Here is a 13,736-nt window from a genome sequence, read left to right as displayed (position 1 = left end):
TGTCTCGTTGGCTCGGGGGTTTGTATAAGAGGCTGCATTACAGGAATGGCTCCTTTATTTATTTTTTGAATAGGCAGGCGATTGTTTGACCGCAATTTAACAACGTTAAATTATAATTTAATACCGTTAGATTAATCGGATATGCTATAATTGTCAAGACAAAACGGAGGGTGAACATGGCAAGAAGAAGAATACACCAATCAACGGACGATACTTATAAAGGGCAATCTGAACCGCTTCACACCCCGCTGGACCGTCAACGGATCGTTAGCGCCGTACTGGACATGCTGCAAGCGGAGGGGATAGAGGGGATCCGGATGCGGAAAATTGCCGATGCGCTCGGAGTCAAGGCCGCGGCGCTGTATTATCATGTGAAGGATAAAGAGCAGCTGCTGCACTTGCTGGCGGAGCAAATCAGCTCGGAAGTGGCGTTCCCGGATGCGCAGCTTTCTTGGCAGGAGCAGCTTCGGCAGTGGGCATTGAACTTTCGCCGAACGCTCCAGCAATACCGGGATGCGGGACATATTATGGAAGCGACCATCGCCGCTAGTCCTCGCCGTCTGGCACACATCGAATTTTTATTTCGCCTATTGTCCGAGGCGGGATTTCAGGACCCGAACATACCGTGGCTTGCGTCCATGGTGAAAAGCTATGTGCTTGGCTTTGTGCAGGAGGAAACCCGGTTAACCGACCGCGCCAATCGGGGGGAGATAAACTTGGAAGAGCTGGGCAAGCACTATTCCGAGCAGTTTCAGTCGCTTCCATCCGAGCTTTACCCTCACATGGCCAGATTGGCAGTCTATACGACGTCCATTGAATGGGACCGTGAATTTGAGTTTGGACTGAGTGTGCTGCTGGAAGGGTTTGAAGCTAAATTATTACAAGCATCAGGCTCACACAGGGGCCGAGCTGCGATGATTCAGAAATAAAGGAATTGAGGGGAGGCGGCAGCCGGAGATGGAAGGGAAGACGGATGGGCTGTATAGAAAGCTGGTGGAGTGGAGGGGGGCTGAGAAGCATCGAATCGAAAAGGCTGGCAAGGAAACGGCGCGGCATCATGCCTTGCTGTGGATGACCAAGGGGAACGTCCAGCTGACTGTTAACAATATTCCGGTGACGCTTGCGTACCCGTCCGTGTTTCTCCTGCTGCCTGGTGCCACAGTGGAATGGGGGGCAGGTCATGAGGCTGACTTATATCGTATTTCATTCGATCTATATACCGCTGTGGAATGGACAGAGGCACGCAGGGTATATGAGAAACAGCTCACATTTCCTGTGCAAGGTGAAATCAAGCTTCATTCCCGATACTTGCTCCAATTGCTGCATTCATTAGCTGAGATGGAAGAAGCTTTCCCCTCTAGTGACGGCGGCGATACGGGGAAGAAGGCATTACAACGTCAATCCTTGCTCTTTGAGCTGCTGGAGCTGCTTCTTCAGGAGCCATCCAGCCCTGGAGAGCCAACAAGCTCGGGGGAAGATTGGTTCCGACGGACCGTTGAGTACTTGGATCAGCATTTTACGGAGGAGATCAAGCTGGGCAAGCTGGCTGATATGGCCGGTGTACACCCGGCGTATTATTCCCAGCAGTTTAAACGAAGGATGAACTATTCGCCTATCGAGTATGTGACCCGGCTGCGCATGAATAAAGCCAAAGAGCTGCTCCTGGCTCCGAATCCAAGCATACGCGAGGTAGCTAGAAGCGTCGGTTACCGTGATGAGTTTTACTTCAGCAGGAGGTTTAAGGAAAAAGTAGGCTGCGCCCCATCAGACTACTCCAGTCATCACATTCCGCAAGAGCCCTCGCCCCTTAAGCGGTTGAAATAGCGAATCTTAAAATAATCCATGGATAATACCTTAAATTATGTCATGGACGGCCTCGGAAGAGGTTTTTATAATGATAACGAATGATAATGATTATCAATATTATTGAGCGGAGCTGATTCCGATACAGGCTTTTTCCAGTACTTCACGGTTTGGGATCGTTCTGCTGCTAGCTGTATGCGGGTTGCTGCTATCGATGTTTGCCGCAGTTTCCCTGGGGGCCAAGGGGATGTCCCTGGGAACCGTGTGGACCGCGGTTGTTCAGTACGATCCGGGCTTGACGACGCACCAAATTATTCATGAATTGCGGCTGCCCCGAGTAATAGGTGCGGCTGCAATAGGCGGGGCCTTTGCTGTAGCGGGCGCTTTGATGCAGGGAGTGACACGCAACCCGCTAGCCGATGCAGGGGTGCTAGGCATCAATGCAGGGGCTACGCTTGTGGTTGCGCTTAGCTTTGCATTCATGCCGAACATCCCTTATTCGGGATTGATGGCTCTATCTTTTCTCGGAGCGGTGCTCAGCACGCTGCTGATATTTGCACTGGGTGCCGCAGCCCCCGGTGGTTTGACACCGCTTCGGCTCACCGTGGCCGGAGCGGTCGTGGCAGCGATGCTTCACTCGTTAAGCTCAGGTGTAGCGATTTACTATAATTTGAGCCAGGACCTCGCGTTTTGGTATGCCGGTGGCGTGTCCGGGGTGAAGTGGATGCATTTGAAGCTTCTTGTGCCGATCATTCTGCTCACTATCGCAGGTGCTAGCTTGCTAGGCAAGTCCATCTCCCTTGTTTCGCTTGGGGAGGAGGCAGCTTCCAATTTGGGTGTTCGCACCCAACGAGTACGTTGGATGGCGATCACCGCAGCCGTCATTCTTGCCGGAATATCCGTTTCGGCTGTTGGCGCCATCGGCTTCGTCGGGCTGGTCATCCCTCATATTGCCCGAAAGCTGGTGGGCGTCGATTATAGACGCATCATCCCGACATCCGCTTTATTAGGTGCCGTGCTGCTTGTACTGGCCGACCTGTGCGCCCGGATGGTGAATCCGCCGAAGGAGCTGGCCATTGGAGTGATGGTGGCGCTGGTAGGGGTTCCTTTCTTCTTATACTTGGCCCGTCAGGAAGGGAGGAGCCTGTAATGAGCTTCCATTCCACAAGCACCAGCAGAGGGAGAAAGGCTTGGAGCACCGGTATCGTACTAGCCCTCTTATGTACGGTTGTCGTGCTGATCAGCCTGAACACGGGAACGATCCGTCTGTCTCCCTTGGCGGTTCTCCGGACTTTCCTGGGTCAAGGCAGCCCGGATGAAGCCATGGTTTTATTCGATTTCCGGCTGCCGCGCAGCCTGGTTACGATGCTGGCGGGCATCGGACTCGGCGTTTCGGGGGCCATCCTGCAGGGGCTGTCCCGCAACGCACTGGCCGACCCGGGGATACTTGGGCTGCATGCAGGAGCGGCCTTTGGTCTGATCCTGTTCGTCACCTTCTTCCAAACGATGAAGGGGCCGGTTTCACTGTTCATCCCGTTGTTTACCTTCGCAGGGGGTGTTCTGGCGGCTTTATTGATTGTGCTGCTGGCTTACGACCGGCACAGGGGACTTATCCCTGTCCGGTTAATTCTGATCGGAATTGCCGTGGCCGCAGGCTTCGGTGCCGTATCCTTGTTTTTGTCGCTGCAATTGGACGAAACCACGTATGCTTTCACCTCCAGATGGCTGGTAGGCAGCGTCTGGGGCAGGGATTGGGTACATGTGATCGCGCTGCTTCCGTGGATTGCACTGCTTGTGCCGTATGCAATAGGGCAATCCCACAGCTTGAATGCATTCTCACTGGGGGATGAGCTGGCCGTCGGGATCGGAACGGCCGTCCGCAAGAAACGGCTGCTGCTGCTCGCAGCGGCCGTGGGATTGTCCAGCGCCAGCGTCTCGATGGCGGGCGGGATCGGGTTTATCGGTCTCGTCGCGCCTCACCTGGCCCGCCGCCTGGTCGGGCCCATGCACCAGCATTTCATGCCCATTGCCGGCATGATAGGTCTTGTCATTCTGGTGGGGGCCGATACGCTCGGCCGGTCGCTTTTTCAACCGAATGCCATCCCGGCCGGTATCGTTGTGGCTGCTGTAGGAGCGCCCTACTTTCTCTATCTGCTTGTCAGAACCAAATAAATAACAGTCATCCATGACAAAGGGGATCTCTATGAAAAAAACGATCGCATTGCTTATTACCATCCTGGCCTTGATGCTGACCGCAGCCTGCGGTCAAACGACTTCGCAGCCGCCAAGCACAGCTCCACAGAAGGGAGATTCCGCAGCCGCCAAACCGGAAGCCGGCCAAGCGCCCCGAATCGCCTCGCTCTCGATTCACTTGACCAATGAACTGCTCGCCCTTGGTATTACCCCTGTAGGCTCCGTCATCGGCGGCGAGCTGAAAGCATTTCTTCCGCACGTTGCGGACCGCTTGAAAGATACGAAACCGCTCGGCGTCGCGACGGATCCGGATATGGAGTCTCTGCTGGCCCTTAAACCGGATGTAATCTATGTAGATAAGCAGTATGCAGGCAAGGATCTTGCAAAGTACGAAAAGATTGCCAAGACGGAAGTATTCGATCTGAATGAAGGCACGTGGAGAGACACATTGAAAAAAGTCGCCAAGCTGGTGAACCGCGAACCGCAGGCGGACACCTTTATACAAGATTACCAGGCTCAAGCAGAGCGTGTGAAGAAGCAAATGCAAGGCCAAATTGGAGACGGCACGGTCATGGCGGTACGTGTGACAGCCAAGGAGCTGCGGGTGTTCGGTATGAGACGGCCAATGGGCCCGATGCTGTTCGAGGATTTGGGGCTAAAGCCGGCAAAAGGTGTGGACAAGATCAGCAAAGATAAGGCCTATGAGACGATTTCCCAGGAAGTGCTGCCGGATTACGATGCGGATGCGATCTTCCTTGTGCTGAACAAAGAGGATGGTGCGCAAAAGCTGTTCCAGCAGCTGCAGACAAGCCCGATTTGGCAGGGGCTAAAGGCGGTCAAGGCGAATCATGTTTATGTGATTCCAGAGCAGCCGTGGCTGGATTATTCAGCGATGGGAACCAAAATGGCTTTGGACGATGCCGAGAAGCGTTTGGCGAAGTAGAGGGGAATGGGAATACGGCTTGACGAGGAAGCTCGTCTCTCTTTAAGATAAGATTATCGTTTATCGACAATCTTATCTTTTTTCCCATACCCTACTCCGAACGGAGGCATTCATTCCATTGATGGATACCGCGCACACGAGCTCGCTCCCGACTTCTTTAAGCGAGCATGTCTACCTGGCGTTAAAAAAGAAAATTATGAAAGGGGAGCTAGCCCCGGGACAGCGGCTCATCGTATTGGATATTGCCAAACAATTCGATGTCAGCCAGGCACCGGTTCGTGAAGCGCTCGAGCGTTTGAAGCAGGAAGGCCTCATTGTCGGCAAACAGAACAAAGGCTCCGTCGTGTCCGAGATTACGCACAAAGAAATTCGGGATATTTATGAGCTGCGCCAGCTGATGGAAGGCCATGCGCTGCGGCAGACGATGAAGGTGCTGACCGCAGAAGATATCCGTTATCTGGAAGGTATACTTCAGCAGATGACGCAGGCGGTGGATGAACAGGATCCATACCGGCTGGTGGAGCTGGATATGCAGTTTCACGGTTATTTCTACGAACGCAGCGGCAACGAGCTGTTTCTGGATATTTGGAACCGGATTCGCACGAAAATTATGCGTTTTATTACCGTAACGAATCAAGACCATTCAGGCTACAGCATACCGAATTCGCATACGGAAATATTGGACTTGATAAAATCCGGGGATGTAGATGCAACCGAGGAGAAGCTGATCCGCGGTTTGGATTTCTATAAGCGGTATACGAGCTGATGCCTTCGACAAAACCTCCGATATTTTTCCCGTATCCAAATGGAAAGAAGCCCCTTATAATAACGATAGATACAAAATATCGATTATCGATAATCAAAACAAGAGTCTTGAAAGGCCTCGATAGAGGTTTTCTCATTCAAACTAAATTATCGATAATCGATAAAATGGAGCTAGGCATCGAATGGACTGAACCTCGTACTGACGCATGGCATCTCGAAATGTTAACCTGTTCAAAGGGGATATGGAGCATGCACAATCAGAAACGTTTTTTTGATGATGAGGAAATGCTGAAGCTGATGAGGGATCGTTTTTTAGTCGGACTGGTTACGAAGGATTCACAGCAAACGCACCCCGTACAAGAAATATTAGCCTACCTGAATTTGAATCCATACTTCACCTTTCCGGCCATTGCCTTATTAGAGCCTGTCATGACTTCGGTGGATGAGAGCGAGAAACGGAAATGGATGGAGATCCTTCGTGACGATTTGCAGCAGCAGGAGACAGGCGGAAGCGTTGTGTTCATTGATGGGGAGGGGAGACTCGGCGTACTCTTCTCGTGGGTATCCAAGGATTGGATCGAGACCTTGCAGCTTCGGGTGAAGCAGGCCTTCTCCATGACCGTGAATATGAGTGTAGGGAAGCCGTGCGGACAGCTGTCGGACATTCATAACTCTTATCGGCAAGCGCTTCTTGCCTTGAAGAACAAATTTTATAATGGTGTCGGAGAAATTGTTTATTTCAGCGAGCTGTCCAAGTTTCAGAAAATATCTGTCTATCCTGCTGAGCGGGAAACCCTGCTGTATGAACGGCTGAAAGCTGCGGTCCATCCTGAAATGATCAGGAACGCTGTAGAAGAATGGTACGGCTTTATCCTTCAAAACGGCCCTGTGGCTCCCAAGTCCATCTATGAATTAACGATCCGAATGCTCATAGGATTGGAAAAGCGGGTAACGGCATCGGAAATGGTAAGCGCTCTCAATCGTGTTGAGATGATGGCTGTCGTTGAAATGCGCTCGATTCAGGAAGTCCAATCCTTCGTCGTGGATTATTTGACCGGCTTGAGGGAAGTGATGCTGCAGCAGGAGAGGGAAAGTCTCCGCAGTATTATTAAGAAAACGATTCAATATATGGAGCAGGAATGCCAGCATGCCACACTGTACAGCGTGGCCCAGAAAGTATACATGACGCCTGCTTACTTGAGCTCCTTATTTAAAACGAATACGGGCAAAACGTTTATCGACCAGCTGACCGATATCCGGATCAATAAGGCGAAGGCTATGCTGAAGAGCACGCATTTGAAAAACTATGAAGTCGCCGAGCAGGTCGGCTATAAGGATTCCCGTTATTTCAGCCAAATTTTCAAGAAAAAGGTCGGTGTATCCCCAAGCGAGTACAGGGATTCCACTGGGCTGTGAGCCGTTCCCCTTCAGCAAGCATACAGGCTGCATATCGCCAAGCCGTATGCTTATTTGCTTTGCTCAGAAAGAGTTGTGATAGGCATTATCGCTTACTGGGCCGGTATTTTGCACCCCAAAAAAATCAAACAAATTCGTAAAATATTCACCTGTCCTTTTGAAAGCGCTTTTGTTAATTTTATATCCACAAGCTGTTTCCATTGTGAGAAGAGGAGGTTGAGTCATGTCGAACGTGTCCTTGTATCAAGAGGATGCAGGGGTCAAGCGCCAATCCTTTGCAGCGAGATTTGCGAAGTTATGGAGGAGGGACAGTAGGGAGACGAATCTGGCAGGCTACATTTTTATATCGCCATGGCTGATCGGATTTTTGTTGCTGACGGTGTGGCCGATCGCCCAATCGTTTTACTTATCTTTTACCGAATATTCACTCTTGAATGATCCGACCTGGATCGGGTCCCAAAACTATTCCAGCATTTTATTCAAGGATCAGCTATTCCGCACTTCCCTAGGGGTTACGTTCGCTTTCGTTCTGGCGGCCGTTCCGTTAAAGCTCTTTTTCTCGCTCATGGTGGCCATGCTGCTGAACAAAAACCTTCGGGGGATGAATTTGTATAGGACCGCGATATATTTCCCGTCCCTTATCGGGGGCAGTATAGCCGTATCCGTCCTCTGGCGCAATATGTTCAGTCTGGATGGCTATGTGAACCATGTGCTCGGCTGGTTTGGCATTCAAGGGGTAGGCTGGATCTCGAATCCGAATACGTCCCTTGGCACGCTCATCCTGCTCAGCACCTGGCAATTCGGCTCGACGATGGTCATTTTTCTGGCAGGTCTCAAGCAAATTCCCGGAGAATTGTACGATTCCTCGGCAGTGGACGGCGCGGGTAAAGCAAGACAGTTTTTTCATATCACGCTGCCGATGCTATCACCGGTCATGTTCTTTAATCTGGTTCTTGGGGTAATCGGTTCCTTTCAAATGTTTACATCCGCCTTCATTATTACGAAGGGAGGACCTGTGAATTCGACGTACATGTACGCCTTATTTCTTTTTGAAAAGGCATTCAAGCACTATCAAATGGGGTATGCTTCAGCGCTTGCATGGATTTTGCTGGTTATCATTGCGGTTCTGACCGGGATTAACTTCCTGGTGTCGCGTTACTGGGTATTTTATGAATCGGAAGGGGGGAAAGCCAAGTGAACCTATCCTCGCTGAAGGGCTCAAGGCTTGCCAATCACCTGCTGCTTACGGGGATTTCCCTGCTCATGCTGTATCCGGTAATTTGGTGGCTGGGAGCGTCGCTTAAGAAAACCGAGGAAATGAGTCTGCCTTCCATTTGGCCGCAGAGCCCAATGTGGGAAAACTATACGAAGGGTTGGCACTTTTCCGCTGATTTCTCATTTACTCATTTTTTTGCCAACACGCTGACCATGGAGTTTTGGAACGTACTGGGTGCCGTCATAACCAGCTCCCTCGTTGCATACGGGTTCGCACGGCTGCAATTCAAGCTGCGTGCCTTCTGGTTCTCCATCCTGCTGCTGACGATGATGCTGCCCGGACAAGTAACGGTTATCCCTCAATACATCATGTATAACCACTTTGGTTTGGTCGACAGCTATATTCCGCTTATTTTACCTCATTTCTTTGGCGGCGGCGCTTTCTTCGTCTTTCTGCTGGTTCAGTTCATCAGAGGAATTCCCCGGGAGCTGGATGAGGCTGCCAAAATCGACGGGGCCTCTGTGTACGGTATTTATGCCCGGATCATTTTTCCCCTGCTGAAGCCTTCTCTGGTTACCGTAGCTATTTTCACGTTTATATGGAGCTGGGACGATTTCTTCGGTCAAGTACTCTATTTGAGCTCCGTGGAAAAATATACGGTCGGTCTGGCGCTCCGCATGTTTATTGATCAATTCGAGATCCAGTGGGGACAGCTGCTGGCCATGTCGCTGCTTTCCATCGTTCCCTCGGTTATCGTGTTTTTTCTCGCGCAAAAGCATTTTGTTGAAGGGATTACCACCACAGGGTTAAAAGGATGACGGATGCCTGTGTGGTGCTTGTCAAGCTAAACAATGATAAAGGGGATGAAGGGTATGAAGCATGATCGCAGGTGGGGGAAAGGCATTACACTTGGTGTAGCGGCGGTTCTGGCTTTGACGGCTTGCAGCGGGGGGAGTCAAGGGACAGCAGGCAAGCCGGGGGAGGGCAAGGGCGGCGACGGCGGCAGCACGAACCTCAAAATCATGTGGTGGGGGCCCGACACCAGACATAAAGCCACGCTGGCGGCGCTGGACATTTACTCGAAACAGAAGCCGAGCATCAAATTCACCCCCGAATATCTCGCCTGGGACGGCTATTGGAGCAAGCTGACGACGCTGGCCGCCTCCAAATCGATGACGGACGTGCTGCAGATGGATGGCGCTTATATTCAGGATTATGCGAGCCGGGGGACGCTGGAGGACTTGTCGGATATTGATCTGAAGGGCATTGTTGATCCGAAAATTATCGAAAACTCGAAAATCAACGGAAAGCTGTACGGCATTCCGCTCGGCCATAACGGTCAAGGAATGGCTTTTAACAAAACCGATCTGGAGGCGGCGGGAATCATGCTTCCGGCCAAAAACTGGACATGGGACGATTACTTCGAATTTGCGAAGGAGGGCAGAGCGAAGCTGCCGAAGGGCAAGTATCCGATCGGAGACGGATCGAACATATGGGATAACTATCAATATTATCAAACCGCCAAAGGCAAAGGCCCGATCATGGTGGACGGCAAAAAATTCAATTTGAACAAAGAGCTTTGGTACGAGTACCAAAACAGGTTCGCACAGTTCCGTAAAGATGGAACCGTTCCTCCTCCGGATGTCACGAAGGCATTCGTGGACAACGATCCGAAAGGCGATTCCATGGCTTCCGGGGCGGTCATGACCAAAGGGGTGACAGTTGCTTCCGTTGCGGTGATGGAGCAGCTGATGCCCGGGAAGGTCGGGTTGACTACGATGCCGACCGGTCCGTCCGGCGGAGGCTGGGCGCAATCGACGCTGTTTTTGAGCGTTAGCTCCACATCCAAATACAAGAAGGAAGCGAAGGAATTTATCCGCTGGTTCATCACGGACAAGGAAGCGGGGAAGGCGCTGGGAACCTCGCGCGGTATTCCAATCAACAACGAGATTTACAAGGAGCTGGAGCCGTCGCTTCAGCCTACGGATTTAATGAGCAGAAAGCTTCTGGATACGGTTATCGAGAAGGCGCTTCCCTTCTATCCTGCTCCAACCGGTTGGTCGGAATGGGTGCAGGCATACCAGGCAGAGATGGAAGCGGTCTGGTTCGGCAAAAAGTCGTTGGACGATGCGTACAAAACGATCGAAACGATGGGTAAAGAGATCGAAGCGAAGCTTGGCGGCAAATAAGTTTTGTAAGCAAGAAGAATGTTGATGGTTTGGTTCACAATAAAGAATGAGGTGATCGAGAGTGAAGCTGGCTGAATTCTTCTCATCGCATCCGAATCAGCTGTGGCATCTGGCTAAGCAAATGGGTATAAATTATGCCGTGGGACCGCTGCCCAGAGAAGAAAATGGATTGAAGCCGTGGGACTATATCAACCTGATGCATATGAAGAAAAGATTCGAGGACTTCGGGCTGGACCTGGCGGTAATCGAATCCGCCCCACCCGCAAATCGGATCAAGCTCGGCCTCCCCGGCCGGGACGAAGAAATCGAAGTGATGCAGCAGTTCATCACGAACATGGGAGCCTTGGGCATCGGTGTGCTGTGCTACAACTTTATGGCGCAGTTCAACTGGTTCCGGACTTCGACCACAACCCGGACCCGAGGCGGTGCGCTCGTATCGAGCTATGATCATGAGGTCATGAAGCATGCTCCGCTCACAGAAGCAGGAATCGTAACGGAAGAACAGCTGTGGGATAACCTCAAGTACTATTTGGAGCGGATTGTGCCTGTCGCGGAAAAAGCGAAGGTACGGCTCGCGCTGCACCCCGATGATCCGCCGATCTCCCCGATTCGGGGTGTGTCGAGAATTTTACGGAATGCCGATGCGCTTCAACGGGCTATCGACCTGGTCCCAAGCGAATACAGCGGAATTACGCTGTGCCAGGGGACATTGGCCACGGCGGGGGAGCATATTCCTTCCGTTATCCGCAGCTTTGCAGCCCGGGATAAAATCTTTTTCGTTCACTTCCGGGATGTGCGCGGAACTCCTGAGAAATTCGAGGAAACGTTCCACGATGACGGGCAAACGAACATGCTGGAAGCGATGAAAACCTACTATGAGGTTGGCTATCAAGGCCCCGCAAGACCTGACCATGTTCCCACAATGGAAGGTGAAGATAATTCCCATCCAGGCTACGAGCTGCTGGGACGGCTCTATGGCGTAGGATACATTAAGGGACTAATGGAAGCTGCGGGCAGTTAATATCATTCAAGGAGGGTTAACGATGAGATACACCTCATTAGGAAGAACGGGACTGCAAGTAAGCCGGCTATGCTTGGGAACGATGAATTTCGGGCCTGCGACGGAGGAAAAGGAAGCTTTCCGGATGATGGATGCCGCCGTCGATGCGGGAATTAACTTCTTTGATACGGCGAATGTATACGGTGGCGCGGAGCATCCGGGATGGACCGAAGAAATTATCGGGCGCTGGTTCGCCCAAGGCGGGGGGCGCAGGGAAAAGGTAGTCCTTGCCACCAAAGTATACGGGATTATGAAGGACCCGAATGACGGGCCGAACGACCCCAGAGGACTGTCGGCCTATAAGATCCGCAGACATTTGGAGGCATCCTTACGCAGGCTGCAGACCGATCATGTCGAGCTGTATCAAATGCATCATATCGACAGGAATGTATCGTGGGCTGAGCTGTGGGAAGCCTTCGACGTCGCTTTATACCAGGGGAAGATTGGGTATGTCGGCAGCAGTAATTTCGCCGGATGGGACCTGATTACCGCGCAGTACGAGGCGAAGGCTCGCCACTCGTTCGGCCTGGTGTCCGAGCAGCATAAATACAGCCTGCTCTGCCGGCTGCCGGAGCTGGAGCTGCTTCCTGCGGCCGAGAGCCAAGGCATAGGGGTTATTGCCTGGAGCCCGCTGGATGGCGGCGTTCTTGGCGGCAATGTGAACCCCACGGCCGGATCACGCTCCGAACGGCAAAAAGCCCGTATCGAAAGCTTGCGTCCGCAATTGGATGCTTTCGCCGGATTGTGTCGGGAAATCGGGGAAAGCGAAGCGAACGTGGCGTTAGCCTGGACATTGCGACATCCGGCCATAACGGCGCCGATTATCGGCCCGCGAACGCTGGGGCAGCTGGAAAACACTTTGCGTGCGGCGGAATTGGATCTTAGTGAAGAGGTAATTGCCCAATTGGATGCCATTTTCCCCGGACCCGGCGGGGCAGGTCCGAAGGCTTACTCCTGGTAGGCATTTACCTTATACTGCAGCACCGTACCGTATGTAGGGATGTATCGTTGTGAATGTGCTTGTGTTTGGGTTATAGTGCATTTCCTCTTCAAAAATGATAAAGTAGAATCTATGTGATTAACGAACCATTAAAGGAGATTCTGCTTTCATGATCATACTTTTTATTTTGTTTATTTTAATTATGGGGTCCTTTTTCAGCGGCGCGCTTGTGTTGTTTCTCCAGCGGAAGAAGAACTGGGGCTTTCTGATGCTCGTTCTCGGAGGCATCTCCACATTCCTGTTCTATTATTCGATCTACCAAGGCTGGATTACAGTGCCGGCCCAAGGAGCTTAGGAACCGAGTCGGACAATAACACATTTGCAGTATGGCGGTGCAGTGACCCATGCCCTTTCCGCAAGCATCACATAAAATAATACAAGACTAGAATGTGATGATGCTTGGCTTATCGTGAAATGACACCATGATTGGGCAAAGGAAAGGGATCCGTATGAAAAAAAATGTGGGTAGACCGACTGTATCCAAAGCTATCCCCGCCAAATCCAATGCACTCAAAGCCAATTCGCCGAAAGCACAGCGGCCAGGTACCAAAAAAAACTCGTATCCGAAGCGGAAAAGAACAGCCCCAGGTTACTCCGGACCTGCGGACTACGAGAGCTACGTCGAGCCTTCTATCGCACAAAACGGCGGGGGAGCCGGACCGGGAGCAGGGGATTCGACGGCTGAAGCGGACCGTGCAGCGGCGGTTCCAGAGCAGGGCGCTTCGTTACTTTCCATGTTCGGCGGCATTGACGGACTTATTTCAATAATGGGGAAGGCGCAGCAGGTATTCAAATTAGTCCAGCAGATGGGACCGATGTTCAAAATGATCAGCTCGTTTACGTCCCCGAAAGCGGTAACGGCAAGCTTGAAGCCGGGGGCGGCCAGAGCCTTGAAGCAGCGCCGGAAAATACGCAGGTGATTCTTTGAAAAAGAGTGCAGGGATGTAACATGCCCTGCGCTCTTTTTTACCACAAATTTATCTGTCCAGAAGCATAGAAAAGGCCCTACAATTCATTTTCTTTTTCTTAATCGTTCACTTCGAGAGAAAAGCGGAAATGGAAAATTAGGGCCTTTATGTTTGTCAGAAGTACATCACTGAAATAGCTGGATAGGCCAGTCATTAAGATTGTTCTCGGTCTATTGGGGAGAT

At 51.6% G+C, this 13,736-nt stretch carries 14 protein-coding genes; all 14 read left to right on the top strand.

Going from position 1 to position 13,736, the window contains the following annotated elements; translation table 11 throughout:
• Positions 1-176: 176 nt before the first annotated feature.
• The 14 genes from CF651_RS03825 (at position 177) to CF651_RS03760 (ending at position 13,505) form a co-directional block, all read left to right on the top strand.
• Positions 177-929: a TetR/AcrR family transcriptional regulator C-terminal domain-containing protein gene (locus CF651_RS03825; RefSeq protein WP_094013476.1), complete on the top strand. Its 753-nt coding sequence runs from the start codon at positions 177-179 to the stop codon at positions 927-929.
• 28 nt (positions 930-957) lie between these two features.
• On the top strand, positions 958-1,824 hold the full coding sequence (locus CF651_RS03820) for a helix-turn-helix transcriptional regulator (protein ID WP_094013475.1): 867 nt from the start codon (positions 958-960) through the stop codon (positions 1,822-1,824).
• A 193-nt stretch (positions 1,825-2,017) separates the two neighbouring features.
• On the top strand, positions 2,018-2,953 hold the full coding sequence (locus CF651_RS03815) for a FecCD family ABC transporter permease (RefSeq protein ID WP_094013474.1): 936 nt from the start codon (positions 2,018-2,020) through the stop codon (positions 2,951-2,953).
• Complete coding sequence (locus CF651_RS03810) at positions 2,953-3,975, top strand: FecCD family ABC transporter permease (protein WP_094013473.1); 1,023 nt, start codon at positions 2,953-2,955, stop codon at positions 3,973-3,975. The genes CF651_RS03815 and CF651_RS03810 overlap by 1 nt, the downstream gene beginning before the upstream one ends.
• 31 nt (positions 3,976-4,006) lie before the next feature.
• Positions 4,007-4,939, top strand: coding sequence for an iron-hydroxamate ABC transporter substrate-binding protein (locus CF651_RS03805; protein WP_094013472.1), 933 nt, complete (start codon positions 4,007-4,009; stop codon positions 4,937-4,939).
• Between the two features lie 121 nt (positions 4,940-5,060).
• Positions 5,061-5,705, top strand: a complete 645-nt coding sequence (locus CF651_RS03800; protein ID WP_094013471.1) for a GntR family transcriptional regulator — start codon at positions 5,061-5,063, stop codon at positions 5,703-5,705.
• Between the two features lie 248 nt (positions 5,706-5,953).
• Entirely contained in the window at positions 5,954-7,120 is a 1,167-nt protein-coding gene (locus tag CF651_RS03795; protein ID WP_179232662.1) for a helix-turn-helix domain-containing protein, read from the top strand.
• 223 nt (positions 7,121-7,343) lie between these two features.
• Positions 7,344-8,318, top strand: coding sequence for a carbohydrate ABC transporter permease (locus CF651_RS03790; protein ID WP_094013469.1), 975 nt, complete (start codon positions 7,344-7,346; stop codon positions 8,316-8,318).
• Positions 8,319-8,383: 65 nt separating this feature from the next.
• The gene (locus tag CF651_RS03785; RefSeq protein ID WP_425436192.1) at positions 8,384-9,154 is read left to right on the top strand and encodes a carbohydrate ABC transporter permease; all 771 of its coding nucleotides are present in this window, start codon (positions 8,384-8,386) and stop codon (positions 9,152-9,154) included.
• A gap of 54 nt (positions 9,155-9,208) precedes the next feature.
• Positions 9,209-10,525, top strand: coding sequence for an ABC transporter substrate-binding protein (locus CF651_RS03780; protein ID WP_094013467.1), 1,317 nt, complete (start codon positions 9,209-9,211; stop codon positions 10,523-10,525).
• A gap of 61 nt (positions 10,526-10,586) precedes the next feature.
• Positions 10,587-11,546 (top strand): mannonate dehydratase, encoded by a 960-nt coding sequence (locus CF651_RS03775; RefSeq protein ID WP_094013466.1) that lies wholly within the window; start codon positions 10,587-10,589, stop codon positions 11,544-11,546.
• 22 nt (positions 11,547-11,568) lie between these two features.
• Positions 11,569-12,546, top strand: a complete 978-nt coding sequence (locus CF651_RS03770; protein WP_094013465.1) for an aldo/keto reductase — start codon at positions 11,569-11,571, stop codon at positions 12,544-12,546.
• Between the two features lie 148 nt (positions 12,547-12,694).
• Complete coding sequence (locus CF651_RS03765; protein ID WP_094013464.1) at positions 12,695-12,880, top strand: hypothetical protein; 186 nt, start codon at positions 12,695-12,697, stop codon at positions 12,878-12,880.
• A gap of 154 nt (positions 12,881-13,034) precedes the next feature.
• A complete protein-coding gene (locus CF651_RS03760) occupies positions 13,035-13,505 on the top strand; it encodes a hypothetical protein (RefSeq protein ID WP_094013463.1) in 471 nt (156 codons plus the stop codon).
• The last annotated feature ends 231 nt before the right edge of the window (positions 13,506-13,736 follow it).

The sequence above is a fragment of the Paenibacillus rigui genome (genome assembly GCF_002234615.1).
Classification (GTDB): domain Bacteria; phylum Bacillota; class Bacilli; order Paenibacillales; family NBRC-103111; genus Paenibacillus_S; species Paenibacillus_S rigui.
Note: the sequence above shows the minus strand (reverse complement) of the source record. Positions and strands in the feature narration are given on the sequence as shown.